The following is a 17,825-nucleotide window of genomic DNA, read 5'->3' as shown; positions in this document are numbered from 1 at the left end:
CCAGCTTAGTCCGTGTTCAACCCGTGCCGAAATGCCTGCTCCACCACGCGTTACAGCAGCTTTTCGATGTCCTCGACAATCGCCTCAGGCTTGGTCAGCGGCGCATAGCGCTTCACCACATTGCCGTCGCGGCCGATCAGGAACTTGGTGAAATTCCATTTGATCGCTTCGAGCCCCAGCAGACCCGGCGCCTCGCCCGTCAGATAGCGGAACAGCGGATGTGCATTGGCGCCGTTCACGTCGATCTTGTCGAACATCGGGAAGGTCACGCCATAATTCTTTTCGCAGAAACTGCCGATCTGCGTAGCGTCACCCGGTTCCTGCTTGCCGAACTGATTGCACGGAAAACCCAGCACCGCAAGGCCGCGCGCCGCATAGGTGTCGTAAAGCTTTTGCAGACCCGCGTACTGCGGCGTGAAGCCACATTCGCTCGCCGTGTTGACGATCAGCAGAACCTTGCCTTGAAAGCGTTCAAGACTCACTTCCTCGCCGCCGAGCGATTGTGCAGAAAACGAATAAATCGATGTCATGTGCTCCCCCGTGAAAGCCGTCAGTCTATGCCAAAAGCCGCGCCGGTACAGTCGGCCGAATGGCCGATCCCGGCCGGGCGCCCGGTGTCAGCCCCGGCAGTCTAAAATAGCGGTTTTCTTCAGCCGGCCTCTTCGTGATCCGCTTTAACCAGTTCAACCTCGCGCGCGGCACCAAGCCGCTCTTTGAAAACACCACGTTCACCCTCAACCCCGGCGAGAAGGCCGGCCTGGTGGGTGCGAATGGCGCGGGCAAGTCGACGCTGTTTGCCGTGCTGCTTGGTGAACTGCATGCGGACGGCGGCGACTTTTCGATCCCGCCGACCTGGCAGATCGCCCACGTCGCGCAGGAAACACCCGCCGCGGACAAGACCGCCCTCGCCTACACGCTCGACGGCGACGCCGTTTTGCGCACCATCGAAGCGCGCATCGCCGAAGCCTCGGCCGCGCATGACGGCGCAGCCGAAGGCGAAGCACACGCCGCGTTCGCCGACGCCGACGGCTATACCGCGCCCGCCCGCGCCGAAGCCTTGCTGCTCGGGCTCGGCTTTACGCTTGAACAGACGCGCGAGCCGGTCAGCAGTTTCTCGGGCGGCTGGCGCATGCGGCTGAATCTGGCGCAGGCGTTGATGTGCCGCTCCGACCTGCTGCTGCTCGACGAACCGACCAACCACCTGGATCTCGACGCGATCGTCTGGCTCGAGGACTGGCTGCACCGCTATCCGGGCACGCTGATCGTCATCTCGCACGACCGCGAATTTCTCGATTCGGTCTGCAATGTGACGCTGCATCTGGAGCATCAGCAGATCAAGCGCTACGGCGGCAACTATTCGCAGTTCGAAATCCTGCGCGCGCAACAAATCGCGTTGCAGCAAAGCGCGTATGAGAAGCAGCAGCGCACGGTCGAGCATTTGCAGAGCTACATCAACCGTTTCAAGGCGCAGGCCACCAAGGCACGTCAGGCGCAGAGCCGCGTGAAAGCGCTCGAAAAAATGGAACTGATCGCGCCGGCGCATGCGTCCTCGCCGTTCACGTTCGAATTCCGCACGCCCGATTCCGCACCGAATCCGATGATGGTGATGGAAGACGTGCGCTGCGGCTATCGGGGTGAAGACGGTGAAATCCCGATCGTCGACCATGTGATGCTGTCGATCCAGAACGGGCAGCGCATCGGCCTGCTGGGCGCAAACGGTCAGGGCAAATCCACGCTGATCAAAACGCTCGCCGGCACGCTCGAAGCGCTCGGCGGCCATGTGCGCGAAGGCAAGGGATTGCGTATCGGCTACTTCGCGCAGCATCAGCTCGAAACCCTGCGTCCGGACGACACACCGCTGCAGCATCTGGCGCGCCTCGCCCCGGATACGCGCGAACAGGAATTGCGCGATTTCCTCGGCAGTTTCAACTTTTCCGGTGAGATGGCGACCGCGAAAATCGCGCCCTTCTCGGGCGGCGAAAAGGCCCGTCTGGCGCTTGCGCTGATCATCTGGCAGAAGCCGAATCTGCTGTTGCTCGACGAGCCGACCAACCACCTGGATCTCGAAACGCGTCACGCGCTGACCATGGCGCTCGCGCAATTCGAGGGCACGCTGATTCTGGTGTCGCACGACCGGCATCTGCTGCGCGCCACCACCGACGTGTTCATGCTGGTCGCCAGGCACCGCCTGCAGGAATTCGACGGCGACCTCGACGACTACCGCGACTGGCTGCTCCAGCACGCCGCGGAACAACGCGCGGCGCTGAAAGCAGGCACGGCGTCGAACGCCGCGGAAGGTGCGGACAGCGGCGTCAATCGCAAGGAACAACGCCGCCTCGAAGCGGAAACGCGCCAGAAGCTCGCGCACCTGAAAAAGCCGCTGCAAAGCCGCATCACGAAGATCGAAAAGGAAATGGACGCGCTCAACGCGGAAAAGGCGACGCTTGATGCGTTCGTCGTCGATCCGGCCAGTTACGAGCCGGAGCAGAAGAACAAACTGACGGAAGCGATCCGCCGTCAGGCAGATGTGAACGCGCGCCTCGAAGCGCTCGAAGCCGAATGGCTCGAGACTCACGAGGAACTCGAACAAATCGGCTAGCGGCAGGCTGTTGCTGGACCGCGCCGGCATCGATCGGAGGTAGCCCTTGTCACCCGTGAGCCCGTCTGCGTCTTCATCTGGGTCTTTGCCGGGATCTTCAGCCGGGCCGTCGGCTGCGGCCTCAGTAACAGCGGCAGCACCTGCGCCGCTGCAAGGCCTGCGCGTGCTCGACCTGACGCGCCTGCTGCCCGGCCCTGTCGCCGCCTTGCGGCTTGCGGAACTCGGCGCCGACGTGCTGAAGATCGAAGCGCCCGGCGCAGGCGACCCCACCCGCACGATGATGCAGTCGTCGAGCGACCGGGTGGCAGGCCGCCCTGGCGCGTTTTACCGGCTGGTGAATCGCGGCAAGCGCGAAACGCGCCTCGACCTCAAATCGGAAGCCGGACGCAACGTGCTGCGCGCGCTCGCAGCCGAAGCCGATGTGCTGATCGAGAGCTTCCGGCCCGGCGTAATGGAGCGTCTCGGCATCGGCTACGAAACGCTGCGCGCGCTCAATCCACGGCTGGTCTACTGCGCGATCACCGGTTATGGCGCGAGCGGTCCGTTTGTCGACCATCCCGGTCACGATCTGAACTATATCGGCTACGCGGGCGTGCTCGATCAACTGGCAAGCCGCGACGGCGTGCCGATTCTGCCGAACTTCCAGATTGCCGACCTGCTCGGCGGCGCATTAAGCGCGGTAACGCAGATTCTCGCCGCGTTATGGCATGTATCGCGCGGCGGGCCTGGCCGCTTCGTCGATGTATCGATGACGCACGTCACGTACGCCCACAACGTCGTCGCGCAGGTAGTGCTCGCCAACGAGGGCGCCGCCCCGGTTGCCGGCGCCAGTCTGCTGAACGGCGGCGTGCCCTGCTACAACCTGTATCGGACGCTCGACAATCGCTGGCTCGCGGTCGGCGCGCTCGAATTGAAGTTCTGGGAAACGCTGTGCATGGCGCTGGACCGGCCCGAATGGGCAACGCGTCACTGGAGCCTCGGCCAGGCAATCGGCGGCCCGGACGCCAGCGCGTTGACGCAGGAGTTGGCCGACCTGATCGGCAAGCGCCCGCTGGAGGAATGGGTACTGCTGCTGGAGTCGCTGGACTGCTGCGTCTCGCCAGTGCTAACGCCGGCGGAAGCTGCGCAGCACCCGCTATTCAATCCTCAGGCGTATGCGGCTATGAGCGATGGCAAAGACAGCGACGATAAAGACGGCAACGACACTGGGGCGACCCGCGCACGATCGTAGGCCAAATCGCCCCCAAAATCTCAGCGCCTCAGCGCCGCACCACCGGTTGCCGTGGCAAAACCTGGCGCGGCGATTTTTCGTCGTCGTACAGGAAATGCTTGCGGCCTTCCACGTGACGGTTGATCGTGGCGCGCACTTCGGCAGCGGTGACATCTTCGGCCACGACCCGGCGCGAAATCTGCCCGGTCGTGTCGATCCACTCGACAATCCGGCAAGCGCCGCCCCAAGGCTGGCGAATGGGCTCGGAGACGCGGCAGCCGCGCACCTGCATCGGCCGCTCGGCCACGGTTTCATATGACTGTTTCAAGGCGCAATCCCTTTTTTCGGCATCAGAACGGATGCAACACCTTCGCAGCTTAGAAAAAAGGAATGTCGGGCAGGTTACAGACAATATGGAGATATTTACCGCCCATTACGTTTGCAACAGCGCCCGCAGGCGCTGAAACCCCCGTCTATTCAAGTGTGCGGACCCGGTCGATAGCCTGTTCGATCCGTTCGACAGCAACAACCTGTAAGCCTTCAATGGGCTGCTTGGGCGCGTTGGCCTTCGGAATGACCGCGACTGAAAAGCCCAGCTTGGCCGCTTCCTTAAGACGATCCTGACCGCGCGGCGACGGGCGGATTTCGCCGGCGAGGCCCACTTCGCCGAACACCACCAGCCCCTTGGGCAGCGGTTTGTTGCGCATGGAAGAATGGATTGCGAGCAATACGGCCAGGTCCGCTGCGGGCTCGGTGATCTTCACGCCGCCCACCGCGTTCAGGAACACGTCCTGGTCGAAACAGGCGATGCCGGCATGCCGATGCAGCACCGCCAGCAGCATCGCGAGGCGATTCTGTTCCAGCCCCACCGCCAGGCGCCGCGGGTTCGGCGCGTTGGCCGCATCGACCAGCGCCTGCACTTCGACCAGCAGCGGCCGCGTGCCTTCCTGCGTCACCAGCACGCAGGACCCCGGCACGGATTGCTCGTGCTGTGAGAGAAACAACGCCGACGGATTGGCAACGCCACGCAAACCACGCTCGGTCATCGCGAACACGCCGAGTTCGTTGACCGCGCCGAAACGGTTCTTGATCGCCCGCACCAGCCGGTACGACGAATGCGTGTCGCCCTCGAAATACAACACCGTATCGACGATGTGCTCGAGCACGCGCGGCCCGGCGAGCGCCCCTTCCTTGGTGACGTGGCCGACCATGATGATGGTGGTGCCCGACTGTTTGGCGATGCGCGTCAATTGCGCCGCGCACTCGCGCACCTGCGCAACCGAACCGGGGGCGGAGGTCAGTGCGTCGGAATAAACGGTTTGAATCGAGTCGATCACCGCGACGTCAGGCCGCTGCTCGGCGATGGTCGCCTGGATTTTCTCGAGCTGGATTTCCGCCAGCAGTTGCAGCTCGCTGGCCTTCGAGCCGGGTTCGAGCAACGAAAGCCGTTGCGCGCGCAACGCAATCTGCGCGGCCGATTCTTCGCCGCTGATATAAAGCGCGCGTTTATCCGCGGCAATTTCCGCGAGCGACTGCAGCAGCAGCGTCGATTTGCCAATACCCGGGTCACCGCCAATCAGCACCACGCCGCCCGGCACGAGACCGCCGCCGAGCACACGATCGAACTCGCTGACGCCGGTCGAAAAGCGCGGCACGTCGGACGCTTCGATATCGGCGAGACGCCGCACCGGCGCGCTCTTCGCGAGCGACTGGAAACGATGAGTAGACGGCGCTTCCGCGACCGATTCCACCAGCGTGTTCCACGCATTGCATGACGGGCACTGCCCGGCCCACTTCGGCGATTGACCGCCACATTCACTGCATATGTACAACGTCTTCTGTTTAGCCACGCGCCCTTGCCTGTGTTGCTGTTCTTTGGATTGATACGCTTGCCGTGCCTTACTCCGCACGCACCGGGACGCGCGGCGCGACCGCGCACATCAGCTCGTAGCCGATCGTGCCGCATACCTGCGCGACGTCGTCGATCGGCAGTGCGTTGCCCCACAACTCGACACGCGAGCCGATGTTGGCCGTCGGGATCGGTGTGAGGTCGACGGTCAGCATGTCCATCGACACCCGTCCGACGATCCGCGTACGCACACCGTCGACGATCACCGGCGTGCCTTCCGGCGCAACCCGCGGATAACCGTCCGCGTAGCCGCAGGCCACCACGCCAATGCGCATCGGCGCGCGTGCCTTGAACGCCGACCCGTAGCCGACCGTATTGCCTTCGGCGAGCGTCTGCACGGCGATCAGTTCGGAGGCGAGCGTCATGGCGGGTTGCAAACCGGTGCCGGCGATCGCGGACGTGACGCCCGAGGGCGATGCGCCGTACAGCATGATGCCCGGTCGCACCCAGTCGAAGTGCGCGTCCGGATGCCACAGCGTCGCCGCCGAATTCGACAGACTGCGCGCACCCGCAATGCCTTGCGCACCGCGCTCGAACGCTTCCATCTGATGGGCAATGCCGCGATCGCCGTCGGCATCCGAGAAATGGGTCATCAACGTGATCTGGCCGACGCCCTGGCAGGCCCGCGCCCGCTCCCACGCCGAGCGGAATTTTTCCACCGTGTAACCGAGCCGGTTCATGCCGGTGTTCATCTTCAACTGGATATTGACGGGCTTGGACAGGCGCGCCATTTCGAGCATGCGCAGCTGTTCGTCCGAATGCAGCGCCGTGGTGAGGCTGTAGCGGTCGATTACATCGATATCGGTCGGACGAAAGAAACCTTCGAGCAGCAGAATTGGCCCGGCCCACCCCAATTCACGCAACTTCACGGCTTCTTCGAGGTCCAGCAATCCAAAGCCGTCGGTTGCACGCAGACCCGGAAAAGCGCGCGCAAGGCCATGTCCATAGGCATTCGCCTTGACCACGGCCCAGATTTTGGATTTCGGCGCATAGCGCCGGGCGACGGCGAGATTATTGGCTAGTGCGGAGGTATGAATCGTGGCTGAGAGCGGGCGCGGCATAGGTAATTTTCGTAAAGACGCTTGCGAATCAGGAGCTTACAGGGCGTTTTCAACGCTCGGCAGCCCGCTGGGCGGTGCGATCAAGGATTTTGCTAGTCCGAATCCAGCTATTTTCGTGATATAAAGCCGTGCGCACAACCCATTTCGAACGGTATAAGCCCGGACGCCTAGCATGCGGCCGGGGCGGACAGACCGCAGCGAGGACAGCATCGCATCAGATGAAAAAAGGTTTTTACACCATCATGGCCGCGCAATTTTTTTCGTCGCTGGCCGACAATGCGCTTCTGATCGCCGCTATCGCACTGCTGAAAGATCTTCACGCCCCAAACTGGATGACGCCGCTGCTCAAGTTGTTCTTTGTGCTGTCGTACGTCGTTCTGGCCGCCTTCGTGGGCGCCTTTGCGGACTCCCGCCCGAAAGGGCACGTGATGTTCATTACCAATACCATCAAAGTAGTCGGTTGCATCACGATGCTGGTCGGCGCACACCCGTTGCTCGCCTATGGCATCGTGGGTTTCGGCGCGGCGGCCTACTCGCCCGCCAAATACGGCATTCTTACCGAGCTGCTGCCGCCTGATCGGCTGGTCGCGGCGAACGGCTGGATCGAAGGCACCACGGTCGGCTCGATTATTCTCGGCACCGTGCTCGGCGGCGCGCTCATCAGTCCGCACATTGCCGCGCCGATCCTCCGGCACCACATTCCCACCGTGAACACGCCCGCCGAAGCGGCGATGCTGGTGATCATGGCAATCTACGTGATCGCGGCGCTGTTCAATCTGCGCATTCCCGACACCGGCGCGCGCTATCCGAAACAGGAACGCGGGCCGATCAAGCTGGTCACCGATTTCGCCGACTGCTTTCTGGTGCTGTGGCGCGACAAGCTCGGCCAGATCTCGCTTGCCGTCACCACGCTTTTCTGGGGCGCCGGCGCGACGCTGCAATTCATCGTGCTGAAGTGGGCCGAGGTGCAGTTGAACATGTCGCTTTCAGAAGCCGCGATTCTGCAGGCGGTCGTGGCGGTGGGCGTGGCGGCCGGCGCAATTTTCGCGGCCTCGCGCGTCCCGCTGAAGAAATCGCTAACGGTCTTGCCGGTCGGCATCATGATGGGCATCGCCGTGATGCTGATGGCCTTCTACACGCGCCATCTGTTCCCCGCACATTGGGGTCTGTATTTTGGCCGCGTGCACGTGCCGGGCTATCTGATCGTGGCGTATATTTTCCTGATGATCGTCGGCGGCCTGTCGGGCTTTTTCGTCGTACCGATGAATGCGCTGCTGCAGCATCGCGGCCACGTGCTGCTGTCGGCGGGTCACTCGATCGCCGTGCAAAACTTCAACGAAAATCTCTCGGTGCTCGTGATGCTGTGCCTGTACGCCGTACTGGTCTGGCTCGACGTGCCGGTCACGGCGGTCATCGTGCTATTCGGCACCTTCGTCTGCCTGATGATGTGGCTGGTAATGCGGCGCCACCAGGCGAATCAGCGCGCGTTCGACTCGGTCGCGCTGATCGGCGAAGCCAAGCATTGACCCGCGCCGGGCAGCCCGCTGACTGCCCGCGCCTCTCTCCTTTCCGCGCTTTACCATGACTCAATCTATTCCCAATGTGCTGACGATCGCCGGCTCCGATTCCGGCGGCGGCGCCGGCATTCAGGCCGATCTGAAGGCTTTCTCGGCGCTCGGCGCGTACGGCGCGAGCGTGATCACCGCGCTCACCGCACAGAACACGCGTGGCGTCACGGCAATTCATGCGCCGGACGCCGCCTTCGTGACCGCGCAACTCGACGCGGTGTTCGACGACATCCGTATCGACGCCGTGAAAATCGGCATGCTGGCGAATGCGCAGATCGCGCGCGCGGTCGCCGACGCGCTGCGGCGGCACAAGCCGAAGCACGTCGTACTCGACACGGTGATGATTTCGAAGAGCAATCACGCGCTGCTGCTGCCGGATGCGGTCGCGGCCGTGCGCGACGAGTTGTTGCCGCTGGCCGACCTGCTGACGCCCAATCTGCCGGAAGCCGCAGCCTTGCTAGGTGTGCCGGCGGCCACCGATGAAGCCGGCATGGTCGAACAGGGTGAAGCGCTGCGCGCGCTTGGCGCGCGGGCGGTGCTGATGAAAGGCGGCCATCTGAGCGCGGCGGACAGTCCCGACTGGCTCGTTCAGGATAGCGGCGCGCTACGCCTGGGTGGCCCGCGCGTGCCGGTGAAGAATACGCACGGGACCGGCTGCACGCTATCGTCGGCGATTGCGGCGCTGATCCCGCAGCGCGCCGATCTGGCGAGCGCGGTCGCCGATGCCAAGCTGTACCTGACCGGCGCATTGCAAGCGAGCGATCAGCTCGACGTGGGCAGCGGCGTCGGGCCGGTGCATCATTTTTATCGGTGGTGGTGAGAGGCGAAAGCGCTTCGGCCTCGCGGCGGTACTGGCCGTTGCGATGTATAGCCGGCTCCATGCCGCTATTGCTTGTGGCTGTCCGCTTGTATCCGCCCTATTGCTCCCGCGGCGCTGGTGACTCTTGAGACCCTCGTAACTCTTGCGGCTGCCGCGCATAGGCCTGCGCCAACTCGGGCCACGTGTCCGGCACGATAAAACCACGCGAAAGTTCGGTCAGCTTGCCGGTGCTATCGGCAGCGAACGCCGCGACCATCGTCGGCCCATGCTGAGATGAAGTTTGCTCTGTAAGCGTCTGCCGATCGACGAAGGCGAATGTGAGGGCCTGCGCCTCACCCTGCTCATGACGCCGCGGCGCAAGCCATTCCAACCTGGGCAACACGCGCCATACCTGCGCATGCGCCGCGGCAAAGTCCAGCCAGTCGCTGCGTGTGACCCACCAGCCTCGTCCGTGCGACGGATCGAGTTCGGCAGGATCGGCTGGTGTTTCGCCCGCCCGATAGAACAGCCAGCCCTTGATAAACATCTGCGGCGTCCACGGCCCTGCATAGCCGACCGAGGCAAACTCTTCACGCGCGCTCAACGGCAGTTGATGATTCAGCACATGCGCGAGCTTTAGATCGAAGCGGTCCTTCAGATTTGGACCGACGTAATCGGCTAATCGCGCTGGCGACTGCGAGCCACGCTCGCCGGCATGCAGATAGCACTTCACCGCCAACTCCCAATGCAGGCGCGCACCGTGCCGCGTCTGCACAAGAAAATCGCATTCACCCAGCGTCACGCCCAAGCGCCGCAACGGCACGCCGGCAGCGACCAGACGCGCCGCCGGCCCATGTTGCAGAAACCATCCAAGTAGTCGCTCGGCGTAGCGGCCAAGACGGGTGATACGCGTGGCGGCGAGCTCATGCTGCAAATCGGACGGCTCGGCATCCAGCGCGCGTAACCAGTCGACGGTCGCCGCCGCTTCCTGCGACGAGCCGAAAGGATTGGCGAGTGCGCCGACCGGTGGTTGCGCGCGCAACAAATCGGCGCTTAGCAGCAGCCAGGCGAGATCGCGCACGGCCGGTTCGCGCAAGGTGTCGAGCAAGGTCCCGAGAATCGCCGCGGATGGGCTCGGCGCGTTAGCAACACGCGCAGCCGGCCCGCTCGCGTCCGTCACTTTGCCGCGCTGGACGGCACGCCGCCCGCCGCGAGCCACGTGTCGCGCGCGAGGCACAGGTCCGCCCAGGCCTTCGCCTTGTCGGGCAGGCTGCGCAGAAGATATGCCGGGTGGTAGGTGACAATTACCGGCACCCCTTCATATTCGTGCACGCGGCCGCGTAGCGACGAAATGCTCGCCTCGGTCCTGAGCAGACTTTGCGCGGCGAAGCGGCCAAGCGCGACGATCAGCTTCGGCTTGACCAGCGCGACCTGGCGTTGCAGATAAGGCTCGCAACGCGCGACTTCATCCTGTTCGGGATTGCGGTTGCCCGGCGGGCGGCACTTGATCACGTTGGCGATGTAGACATTGCTGTCGCGCGCGAGCAGCAGCGAACGCAACATATTGTCGAGCAGCTTGCCGGCCTGGCCGACGAACGGCTCGCCCAGACGGTCTTCGTTCTCGCCGGGCGCTTCGCCGATCAGCATCCAGTCGGCATTGCGATCGCCGACGCCGAATACCGTATTCGTGCGTTTCTCGCACAACCGGCAGAGCTCGCAGTTGGCGACCCGCTCGCTCAGCGCGTCCCAGTCGAGCGTCTGAACCGCGGCGGGCTCCGGGGTCTCGTGACGCGCTTTAACGGACGCGTGGGCCGGCTGATCGTCGAACCATGCGAAATCGTCGTCGGGTGGAGCGTCGAACGCCGGCGGCTCCGGTGCTCGCGACGGCTGCGATGGTTGCGGCGGTTGTTTTGTCGGCTGACGTGCTTCGGCGGGCGCCTGCATCCGCCGTTGCACCTGTTCCTGAATCTGTTCCTGCGCCGGCCCGGCATCGCTTTGGGGCGCTTCGCTCACAAGCGTCGCAGGCCGCGATGCGCCAGCCACGGGCACTGCTTGCCGGCGCTCCGGCTCAGGTGCAGCCGGCGACGCTTCACGCGCCGCCACACGCGGCTCGTCGAGCCGTGCCGCCTGATTCGCTAACGCGCCGGCGCCCTGCTCGAGGCTGACTTCAGCCACGGGCTCGTGCGCCGCCGACATACCGCGACGCACCCACAGCGGCGCGAGTCCGAACTCTTCCAGTACCGATTCATGCAGCGCCATCTGCGCCCTCCGTGGCAAACGAGAAACGCATCACGATGGCGTCCTCCCGGCTGCGATGCCGCGCCGGATAATAATTTTTGCGCCGGCCAATCGACGCAAAGCCGAAGCGCTCGTAAAGCCGGATCGCCCGATGATTCGACGGCCGAACTTCGAGCAGCAGGCCTTCCAGTTTTTCCGCGCGGGTGATGCGCACCGCTTCGCGCAGCAGCGCAAGCCCGGCACCGGCGCCTTGCGCGGCAGGCGCCACACACAAATTGAGCAGGTGCATTTCGTCGACCACCGGCATCAGCACGCAATAACCGATCAGCGTGCCAGTTACGTGACGCAGACAGATGCCGAAATAACCGTTGCGCAGCGAATCGCCGAAATTACCGCGGCTCCAGGGGAATTCGTAGGCAATCTTTTCGATGGCCGCGACCTCGTCCAGATCGGCTTCGGTCATCGGCGACATATAACGGTCCGCCAGCAACACGCCACTCATTGCCGGCCCTCGCCTTGATGCGCGTCGTGCGCCAGGCTGGCGGCCTGCTCAGCCTTGGCGGCTTTCTCGGCCACGCGCTCCGCCGTGGTCTGGGCAACCTTGTCGCGAATGTATTCCGGTGCGGCCTGATCGGCGGGCACGGTGCGGCCGGCGCGAAGTGCGCGCAATGCCGCGTGCGCAAGCGGCACCGCGTGCGGCAGCGCTTCGCTATCGACAGTTCGCGCCGCGGCAACCGCGGGCAGCCGCGCACCGAAAGCCGCCGCATTGCCTGCCAGTGTGAAGGGGACGTCGGGCAAAACGAGCCGTTCCGGCGCGTCCAGCGATGCCGGCTGCAAAGTGCGCCATTCGCCGAGCTCGGTATCCCATGCGTAGTCGGCCCAGTAGATCTCGTCCATCCGGGCATCGAGCGCAGAGAGCACGCGGGTCGCCGACGGGTCGCGCCGCCGGGCGCTCTCCGCGCAGGCCAGCAGCGTGCTGATCGGCACGACCGGCAGATTCAGGCCGAATGCGAGGCCTTGAGCGACGCCCGTCGCGGTACGAAGACCGGTGAACGATCCCGGGCCGGAGCCGAAGGCAATGGCGTTGCACTCTGCCAGTTTCAGACCGGCTTCGTCGAAAAGTTCGCGGATAGCGGGCAGCAGGCGCGTGCTGGAAACTGCGCCGGTTTGCTCGTGGCGCACCCAGATTCGCGGTTCGGCGCGGCCTGGGTCGGCCGCCTGGCTTGCGGCGTCGCCAACGGCGGACAGGAGCGCTACCGAGCAGAATTCGGTCGAGGTATCGAGGGCAAGAAGCACAGTTTGAGTCATGGACCGTATTGTAATCGGCACGGCGCATGCGGATGCGGTTTTGGATTTGCCGCGCGAGGCGGCGCCGAATGTTTGGAATAAGCCCTCGGCCCCGCGGCAGCATGCAGTTGTTATGATCATCGGCCCAGCCAAAACCAACCCCGCCAGCCGGGCAAAATCACCATGACAGACATCAACGCGCAATTCGTCCAGGCCCAGGAAGACGCAAAGCAGCTGCCCGAGCGTCCCGGCAACCTCACCCTTTTGCGCCTCTACGCCCTCTTCAAACAGGCTACCGACGGCGACGTCCACGGCGACAAACCTGGTTTCACCGATATCGTCGGCAAATACAAGTACGATGCGTGGGCCGCGCTCAAAGGCACCGCTCAAGACGCCGCGAAGCAGCAATACGTCGACCTCGTCGAATCGCTGAAAAGCGGCGCGTCGGCCTGAGCCGGCCCTGCGGCGGAAAACAGCGGCCGGCAGGCTCGGCGGTGAGGAAAGCCCAAAGCCTGTCCCAGCGCAGCCGGCTAAACCGCGAAGGCAAAGTTTTCCGCCAGGAAATATCTTAACGGTGGCGCAGTGCAACAAAACTCTATACAATACTGCCTGCGCTTCACTGCTTTGCCCGGCTTTCCTCTAGCGGCCCTTGCGGCGCAGCGCCTCGTAGCGTTTAGCTCCAATCCAGTTTAGAACCTGTCCCCTCCTGCCTAGCCCCCTACGGGCGATCATGTCCCAGGCTGGCGGCTCGCCGTGTTGGCATGTCGCATCCGATACAGCTTCTAACGAAAAGCTCGCCTTTATTGTCGCGAGCTGCCCCCGTTTTTCGATTTGCTCGCTGCTTCTTTGCTCGCTGAATCCGACGACTTGGGTATGCCGATTGGCGCCGACGTTTTAATTCCGTGTGTACCAAGGATTTACCAAGGATTCTCATGACTTCGAGCAATACCCCCAGCAGCCCGTTGAACGCCATCGCCGATCAAGCCCTCGGTCTCGTTGACAGCAATGTTGCACCCGCAGAAGCCGCAGCCGTCGCTGCCGCTCCGGAAGCTGTCGCCGCAGAAGCCGCCGCGCCCGCCGGCCCGTCGTTCGCGTCGCTCGGTCTGTCCCCGGACGTCGTCTCCGCGCTGACCGCCGCTGGCTATCAAACCCCGACTCCGGTTCAGCAACGCGCGATCCCCGCTGGCATCGCCGGCCGCGATCTGCTGGTCTCGAGCCCGACCGGTTCGGGCAAGACCGCCGCATTCATGCTGCCCGCGATCGAACGTTTCTCGCAACTGCAAAAGGCGCAAGCCAGCCAACCGCGTGAACCGCGTCCGGCTGACGGCGCCCGCACGCGCCGCCCGCAACCGGTTGCCCGTCCGACCATGCTGGTTCTGACGCCGACCCGCGAACTCGCGATGCAGGTCACCACCGCCGCTGCCACGTACGGCAAGCACCTCAAGCGTCTGCGCACCGTCAGCATTCTGGGCGGCGTCGCTTACGGCCAACAGCTGATGCTGCTGGCAAAGAACCCGGAAATTCTGGTTGCCACGCCGGGCCGTCTGATCGACCACCTGGAACGCGGCCGCATCGATCTGTCGCAACTGCAGATCCTCGTGCTCGACGAAGCTGACCGCATGCTCGACATGGGCTTCATCGAAGACATCGAAACGATCGTGGCGGCTACGCCGGCTTCGCGTCAAACCATGTTGTTCTCGGCCACGCTCGACGGCAAGATCGGTTCGCTGACCGGCCGCCTGCTGAAGGATCCGGAACGTATCGAGATCGTTCAACGCCTCGAACAACGCACCAACATCGCGCAAACCGTCCACTATGTTGACGACCGCGATCACAAGGATCGTCTGCTCGACCATCTGCTGCGTGACGAAGGCCTCGACCAGGCTATCGTCTTCACGGCAACCAAGATGGACGCTGACCAACTGGCTGGCCGTCTGGCCGACGCCGGTTTCGAATCGGCTGCTTTGCACGGCGATCTGCCGCAAGGCGCGCGTAACCGCACCATCAAGGCATTGCGCGAGCGTCGTGTGCGCGTGCTGGTGGCAACGGACGTCGCGGCTCGTGGTATCGACATCCCGGGCATCACGCACGTGTTCAACTACGACCTGCCGAAGTTCGCTGAAGACTACGTGCACCGTATCGGCCGTACCGGCCGTGCTGGCCGCTCGGGTATCGCAGTGAGCCTCGTGCACCACGCGGAACAAGGCGCGCTCAAGCGCATCGAGCGTTTCGTGCGCACCCCGCTGCCGGTCAACGTCGTCGCAGGCTTCGAGCCGCGCAAGTCGGCTCCGTCGGGCGGTGGCCGTCCTGGCTTTGGCGGCCGTGGCCGTCCGGGCGGTGGCAATGGCGGTGGCCGTCGCTTCGGTAGCGGCAGCGGCGCCGGCAAGCCGGCTGGTAACGGCGGCGGTTCGCGCAGCGGTAGCGGCAATGGTGGTGGCTGGGCCGGCAAGTCGGCTGGCGGCGGTTCACGTGAAGGCGGCTTCGGCGGCGGTTCGCGTGACGGCGGCTACGGCGCACGCCGCAGCGACGGTCCGCGTACGGCGCGTCGCGGTAGCTAAACAAGCGACCCAGTAATCATCAGGCAAGCGCATTCACGCAGCTCATTCAGTGCGTAAGGCGGCCTGAAATGACCCGGATGGCCTCCATGCCGTCCGTCGGTCAGAAGAAACCGGTGCTCAGGCACCGGTTTTTTTTCGTCCGTACTTCGGCGACCGCCAATATTTCACGATGTGGAAAATTTTTTTGCGTCGTAAAAAATCGTGCTGCACGGCACAAGACGCCCTATTGCAAGATGGAAAAAGACGTTTCTTAATGCGGAATGTCGTTCTCAAGCGATTGATTTTAAATAAAAATAAATATTCAAAAAACGCTCCCTGCCTGCTATTGCGCGACAATCGATTTGCCTAGACTCTTATATAAGACTTCACGAAACGAAACGCCTCAAGCGGCCAAGCGCTTCGACGAAGACAGAGAGTCACCCCATCCATTACAGGCAACCAAGGAGCACACCATGTCGCGCGAACAACAAGCCAAACAACTTCAACAGCAATGGGAAACCGATCCGCGCTGGAAAGGCGTGAAGCGTACGTACACGGCCGAAGACGTGATCCGTCTGCGCGGCTCGGTGCAAGTGGAACACACGCTCGCCAAGCGCGGCGCGGAAAAGCTGTGGGAAAGCGTCAATAACGAGCCGTTCGTGAACTCGCTCGGCGCGCTGACCGGCAACCAGGCGATGCAACAGGTCAAGGCCGGCCTCAAGGCCATCTACCTGTCGGGCTGGCAAGTGGCGGGCGATGCGAACGTGGCCGGTGAAATGTACCCGGACCAGTCGCTGTATCCGGCGAACTCGGTGCCGCTCGTCGTGAAGCGCATCAACAACACGCTGACGCGCGCTGACCAGATCCAGTGGTCGGAAGGCAAGAATCCGGGCGACGAAGGCTATATCGACTACTTCGCCCCGATCGTGGCCGACGCGGAAGCCGGCTTCGGCGGCGTGCTGAACGCGTTCGAACTGATGAAGGCGATGATCGAAGCAGGCGCTGCAGGCGTGCACTTCGAAGACCAGTTGGCTTCGGTGAAGAAGTGCGGCCACATGGGCGGCAAGGTGCTGGTGCCGACCCGCGAAAACATCGCCAAGCTGACCGCCGCGCGTCTGGCCGCCGACGTCTCCGGCACGCCGACCGTGCTGCTGGCTCGCACCGACGCGGAAGCCGCCGACCTGATCACGTCGGACGTGGATGACAACGACAAGCCGTTCCTGACGGGCGAACGCACGGTAGAAGGTTTCTATCGCACGAAGCCGGGTCTGGAACAGGCAATCTCACGTGGCCTCGCCTACGCGCCGTACGCCGACATGATCTGGTGCGAAACCGGCAAGCCGGACCTCGAGTTCGCGAAGAAATTCGCCGACGCGATCCACAAGGAATTCCCGGATCAACTGCTGTCGTACAACTGCTCGCCGTCGTTCAACTGGAAGAAGAACCTGGACGACGCAACCATCGCCAAGTTCCAGCGCGAACTCGGCGCGATGGGCTACAAGTTCCAGTTCATCACGCTGGCCGGCTTCCACGCGCTGAACTACTCGATGTTCAACCTGGCGCACGGCTATGCCCGCAACCAGATGACCGCCTTCGTCGAAATGCAGCAGGCTGAATTCGCTGCGGCTGAAAAGGGTTTCACCGCGGTCAAGCATCAGCGCGAAGTCGGTACCGGCTACTTCGACGCCGTGACGCAAACGGTCGAGCGCGATGCATCGACGACCGCGCTGCACGGTTCGACGGAAGACGAACAGTTCTTCGACAAGAAGGTTGCTTAAGGCATCCAGCGGTCTGATCGCGGAAACGGCAAGGCAGACGACAAAGCGGCCCCGCTAGAGGGCCGCCCTCAGGGAGGACTGAAGGCGCCATCAGGGCTGGAGTACGCCGTCTGTCCTGATGGTTGAAATCTGGAAGTGATGGCGGCAGTGGAGACAAAGCCAGCGCAATGCATTGTGCGGCGAACACAGGACGCGCCGGCCTCATCGCCGGCGCGTTTTTTTACGCCGTGCCTGTCAGCGATGCGAATCGTGCGCAGGCCGCTTAGCGGTACACGATCACTGGAATCTTCGTATGCGTCAGGACCCGTTGCGTCTCGCTGCCAATCAGCAGACTGCCGAGACCGCGCCGCCCATGCGAAGCCATGAAAATCACATCGCAGCCACCCTGCTCCGCGGCTTCGATGATGCCGAGATACGGCGCCGGATGCACGCTGGTGTGGCTGTCGAACGCGACACCGACACGGCACGCGGCCAGTTCCACTTCCCGCAGATGCACCCGTGCTTCACGTTCGCTGCGCTGCAAAAACTCGACCGGCGGCTCGATCACCACGTCGGAGAACGGCGAGTACGGATATTGCGGCAGACAGGCGTAGGCGGTAACGCGAGCGCCCACCGCCTGCGCGAGATCGATGGCGCCGTCTATCGCTTTGCGCGACAGGTCTGAACCATCGGTCGGAACCAGGATGTGCCTGAACATGATGCCCTCCGTCGCCGGCTTCGCGCAGCGCGGCGTCAGCGTCCCACGAGGCTCGGTATAGAAGCCGCTCCAATCGATTGTAGGTCGCAGAAATGAGCTCAAGGCCGTCGTGCGGGTCTGTCCGCATATCGGAAACCCGCTG

Annotated in this window: 16 protein-coding genes; 7 read left to right on the top strand and 9 right to left on the bottom strand. The window is 63.4% G+C overall.

The window, feature by feature from the left end:
* Positions 1-50: 50 nt before the first annotated feature.
* Positions 51-530: a glutathione peroxidase gene (locus tag GH665_RS08005; protein WP_153135402.1), complete on the bottom strand. Its 480-nt coding sequence runs from the start codon at positions 528-530 to the stop codon at positions 51-53.
* A 134-nt stretch (positions 531-664) separates the two neighbouring features.
* Here GH665_RS08005 and GH665_RS08000 point away from each other — a divergent pair, with 134 nt between their 5' ends.
* Positions 665-2,599, top strand: coding sequence for an ATP-binding cassette domain-containing protein (locus GH665_RS08000; RefSeq protein ID WP_153135401.1), 1,935 nt, complete (start codon positions 665-667; stop codon positions 2,597-2,599).
* Positions 2,600-2,747: 148 nt separating this feature from the next.
* On the top strand, positions 2,748-3,830 hold the full coding sequence (locus tag GH665_RS07995; protein WP_153138301.1) for a CaiB/BaiF CoA transferase family protein: 1,083 nt from the start codon (positions 2,748-2,750) through the stop codon (positions 3,828-3,830).
* Between the two features lie 28 nt (positions 3,831-3,858).
* Here GH665_RS07995 and GH665_RS07990 read toward each other — a convergent pair whose 3' ends face one another.
* The 3 genes from GH665_RS07990 to alr all read right to left on the bottom strand — a co-directional run bounded on the left by GH665_RS07990 (position 3,859) and on the right by alr (position 6,779).
* Positions 3,859-4,137: a DUF2866 domain-containing protein gene (locus GH665_RS07990; protein ID WP_153135400.1), complete on the bottom strand. Its 279-nt coding sequence runs from the start codon at positions 4,135-4,137 to the stop codon at positions 3,859-3,861.
* Between the two features lie 145 nt (positions 4,138-4,282).
* Positions 4,283-5,659, bottom strand: a complete 1,377-nt coding sequence (gene radA / locus GH665_RS07985) for a DNA repair protein RadA (RefSeq protein ID WP_153135399.1) — start codon at positions 5,657-5,659, stop codon at positions 4,283-4,285.
* A 49-nt stretch (positions 5,660-5,708) separates the two neighbouring features.
* Complete coding sequence (gene alr, locus GH665_RS07980) at positions 5,709-6,779, bottom strand: alanine racemase (RefSeq protein ID WP_153135398.1); 1,071 nt, start codon at positions 6,777-6,779, stop codon at positions 5,709-5,711.
* Between the two features lie 218 nt (positions 6,780-6,997).
* On the opposite strand from alr, the gene lplT reads away from it, so the two are divergent.
* Positions 6,998-8,305: a lysophospholipid transporter LplT gene (lplT, locus tag GH665_RS07975; RefSeq protein WP_153135397.1), complete on the top strand. Its 1,308-nt coding sequence runs from the start codon at positions 6,998-7,000 to the stop codon at positions 8,303-8,305.
* A gap of 55 nt (positions 8,306-8,360) precedes the next feature.
* The gene (gene thiD / locus GH665_RS07970; protein ID WP_153135396.1) at positions 8,361-9,167 is read left to right on the top strand and encodes a bifunctional hydroxymethylpyrimidine kinase/phosphomethylpyrimidine kinase; all 807 of its coding nucleotides are present in this window, start codon (positions 8,361-8,363) and stop codon (positions 9,165-9,167) included.
* Between the two features lie 97 nt (positions 9,168-9,264).
* Here the strand turns inward: thiD and GH665_RS07965 are convergent, their stop codons facing one another.
* The 4 genes from GH665_RS07965 to tsaB are packed head-to-tail and all read right to left on the bottom strand — an operon-like array spanning position 9,265 to position 12,692.
* On the bottom strand, positions 9,265-10,326 hold the full coding sequence (locus GH665_RS07965) for a DUF1853 family protein (RefSeq protein ID WP_153135395.1): 1,062 nt from the start codon (positions 10,324-10,326) through the stop codon (positions 9,265-9,267).
* Positions 10,323-11,405, bottom strand: coding sequence for a uracil-DNA glycosylase (locus tag GH665_RS07960; protein ID WP_153135394.1), 1,083 nt, complete (start codon positions 11,403-11,405; stop codon positions 10,323-10,325). Before GH665_RS07960 ends, GH665_RS07965 begins: the two co-directional genes overlap by 4 nt.
* Positions 11,392-11,886: a ribosomal protein S18-alanine N-acetyltransferase gene (rimI, locus tag GH665_RS07955; RefSeq protein ID WP_153135393.1), complete on the bottom strand. Its 495-nt coding sequence runs from the start codon at positions 11,884-11,886 to the stop codon at positions 11,392-11,394. The genes GH665_RS07960 and rimI overlap by 14 nt, the downstream gene beginning before the upstream one ends.
* Positions 11,883-12,692 carry a tRNA (adenosine(37)-N6)-threonylcarbamoyltransferase complex dimerization subunit type 1 TsaB gene (tsaB, locus tag GH665_RS07950; protein ID WP_153135392.1) on the bottom strand — a complete coding sequence of 270 codons (810 nt, stop codon included), beginning with the start codon at positions 12,690-12,692 and terminating at the stop codon, positions 11,883-11,885. Before tsaB ends, rimI begins: the two co-directional genes overlap by 4 nt.
* A gap of 162 nt (positions 12,693-12,854) precedes the next feature.
* Between tsaB and GH665_RS07945 the strand changes: the two genes are divergently transcribed.
* From GH665_RS07945 to aceA, 3 genes are all read left to right on the top strand, one after another.
* Entirely contained in the window at positions 12,855-13,124 is a 270-nt protein-coding gene (locus GH665_RS07945; RefSeq protein ID WP_030102951.1) for an acyl-CoA-binding protein, read from the top strand.
* A 479-nt stretch (positions 13,125-13,603) separates the two neighbouring features.
* The gene (locus GH665_RS07940; protein ID WP_153135391.1) at positions 13,604-15,229 is read left to right on the top strand and encodes a DEAD/DEAH box helicase; all 1,626 of its coding nucleotides are present in this window, start codon (positions 13,604-13,606) and stop codon (positions 15,227-15,229) included.
* A 452-nt stretch (positions 15,230-15,681) separates the two neighbouring features.
* Positions 15,682-16,986 carry an isocitrate lyase gene (gene aceA / locus GH665_RS07935; protein ID WP_153135390.1) on the top strand — a complete coding sequence of 435 codons (1,305 nt, stop codon included), beginning with the start codon at positions 15,682-15,684 and terminating at the stop codon, positions 16,984-16,986.
* 262 nt (positions 16,987-17,248) lie between these two features.
* Here the strand turns inward: aceA and GH665_RS07930 are convergent, their stop codons facing one another.
* On the bottom strand, positions 17,249-17,683 hold the full coding sequence (locus GH665_RS07930) for a universal stress protein (RefSeq protein WP_153135389.1): 435 nt from the start codon (positions 17,681-17,683) through the stop codon (positions 17,249-17,251).
* Between the last annotated feature and the right edge of the window lie 142 nt (positions 17,684-17,825).

Source organism: Paraburkholderia agricolaris (assembly GCF_009455635.1).
GTDB classification, from domain to species: Bacteria; Pseudomonadota; Gammaproteobacteria; order Burkholderiales; family Burkholderiaceae; genus Paraburkholderia; species Paraburkholderia agricolaris.
This window is presented reverse-complemented; position numbering and strand designations above follow the sequence as displayed.

Coding starts and splice junctions, on each gene's coding strand:
- GH665_RS08005 (WP_153135402.1), bottom strand. CDS start 530: ATGACATCGATTTATTCGTTTTCTGCACAATCGCTCGGCGGCGAGGAA.
- alr (WP_153135398.1), bottom strand. CDS start 6,779: ATGCCGCGCCCGCTCTCAGCCACGATTCATACCTCCGCACTAGCCAAT.
- lplT (WP_153135397.1), top strand. CDS start 6,998: ATGAAAAAAGGTTTTTACACCATCATGGCCGCGCAATTTTTTTCGTCG.
- thiD (WP_153135396.1), top strand. CDS start 8,361: ATGACTCAATCTATTCCCAATGTGCTGACGATCGCCGGCTCCGATTCC.
- GH665_RS07960 (WP_153135394.1), bottom strand. CDS start 11,405: ATGGCGCTGCATGAATCGGTACTGGAAGAGTTCGGACTCGCGCCGCTG.
- rimI (WP_153135393.1), bottom strand. CDS start 11,886: ATGAGTGGCGTGTTGCTGGCGGACCGTTATATGTCGCCGATGACCGAA.
- tsaB (WP_153135392.1), bottom strand. CDS start 12,692: ATGACTCAAACTGTGCTTCTTGCCCTCGATACCTCGACCGAATTCTGC.
- GH665_RS07945 (WP_030102951.1), top strand. CDS start 12,855: ATGACAGACATCAACGCGCAATTCGTCCAGGCCCAGGAAGACGCAAAG.
- GH665_RS07940 (WP_153135391.1), top strand. CDS start 13,604: ATGACTTCGAGCAATACCCCCAGCAGCCCGTTGAACGCCATCGCCGAT.
- aceA (WP_153135390.1), top strand. CDS start 15,682: ATGTCGCGCGAACAACAAGCCAAACAACTTCAACAGCAATGGGAAACC.
- GH665_RS07930 (WP_153135389.1), bottom strand. CDS start 17,683: ATGTTCAGGCACATCCTGGTTCCGACCGATGGTTCAGACCTGTCGCGC.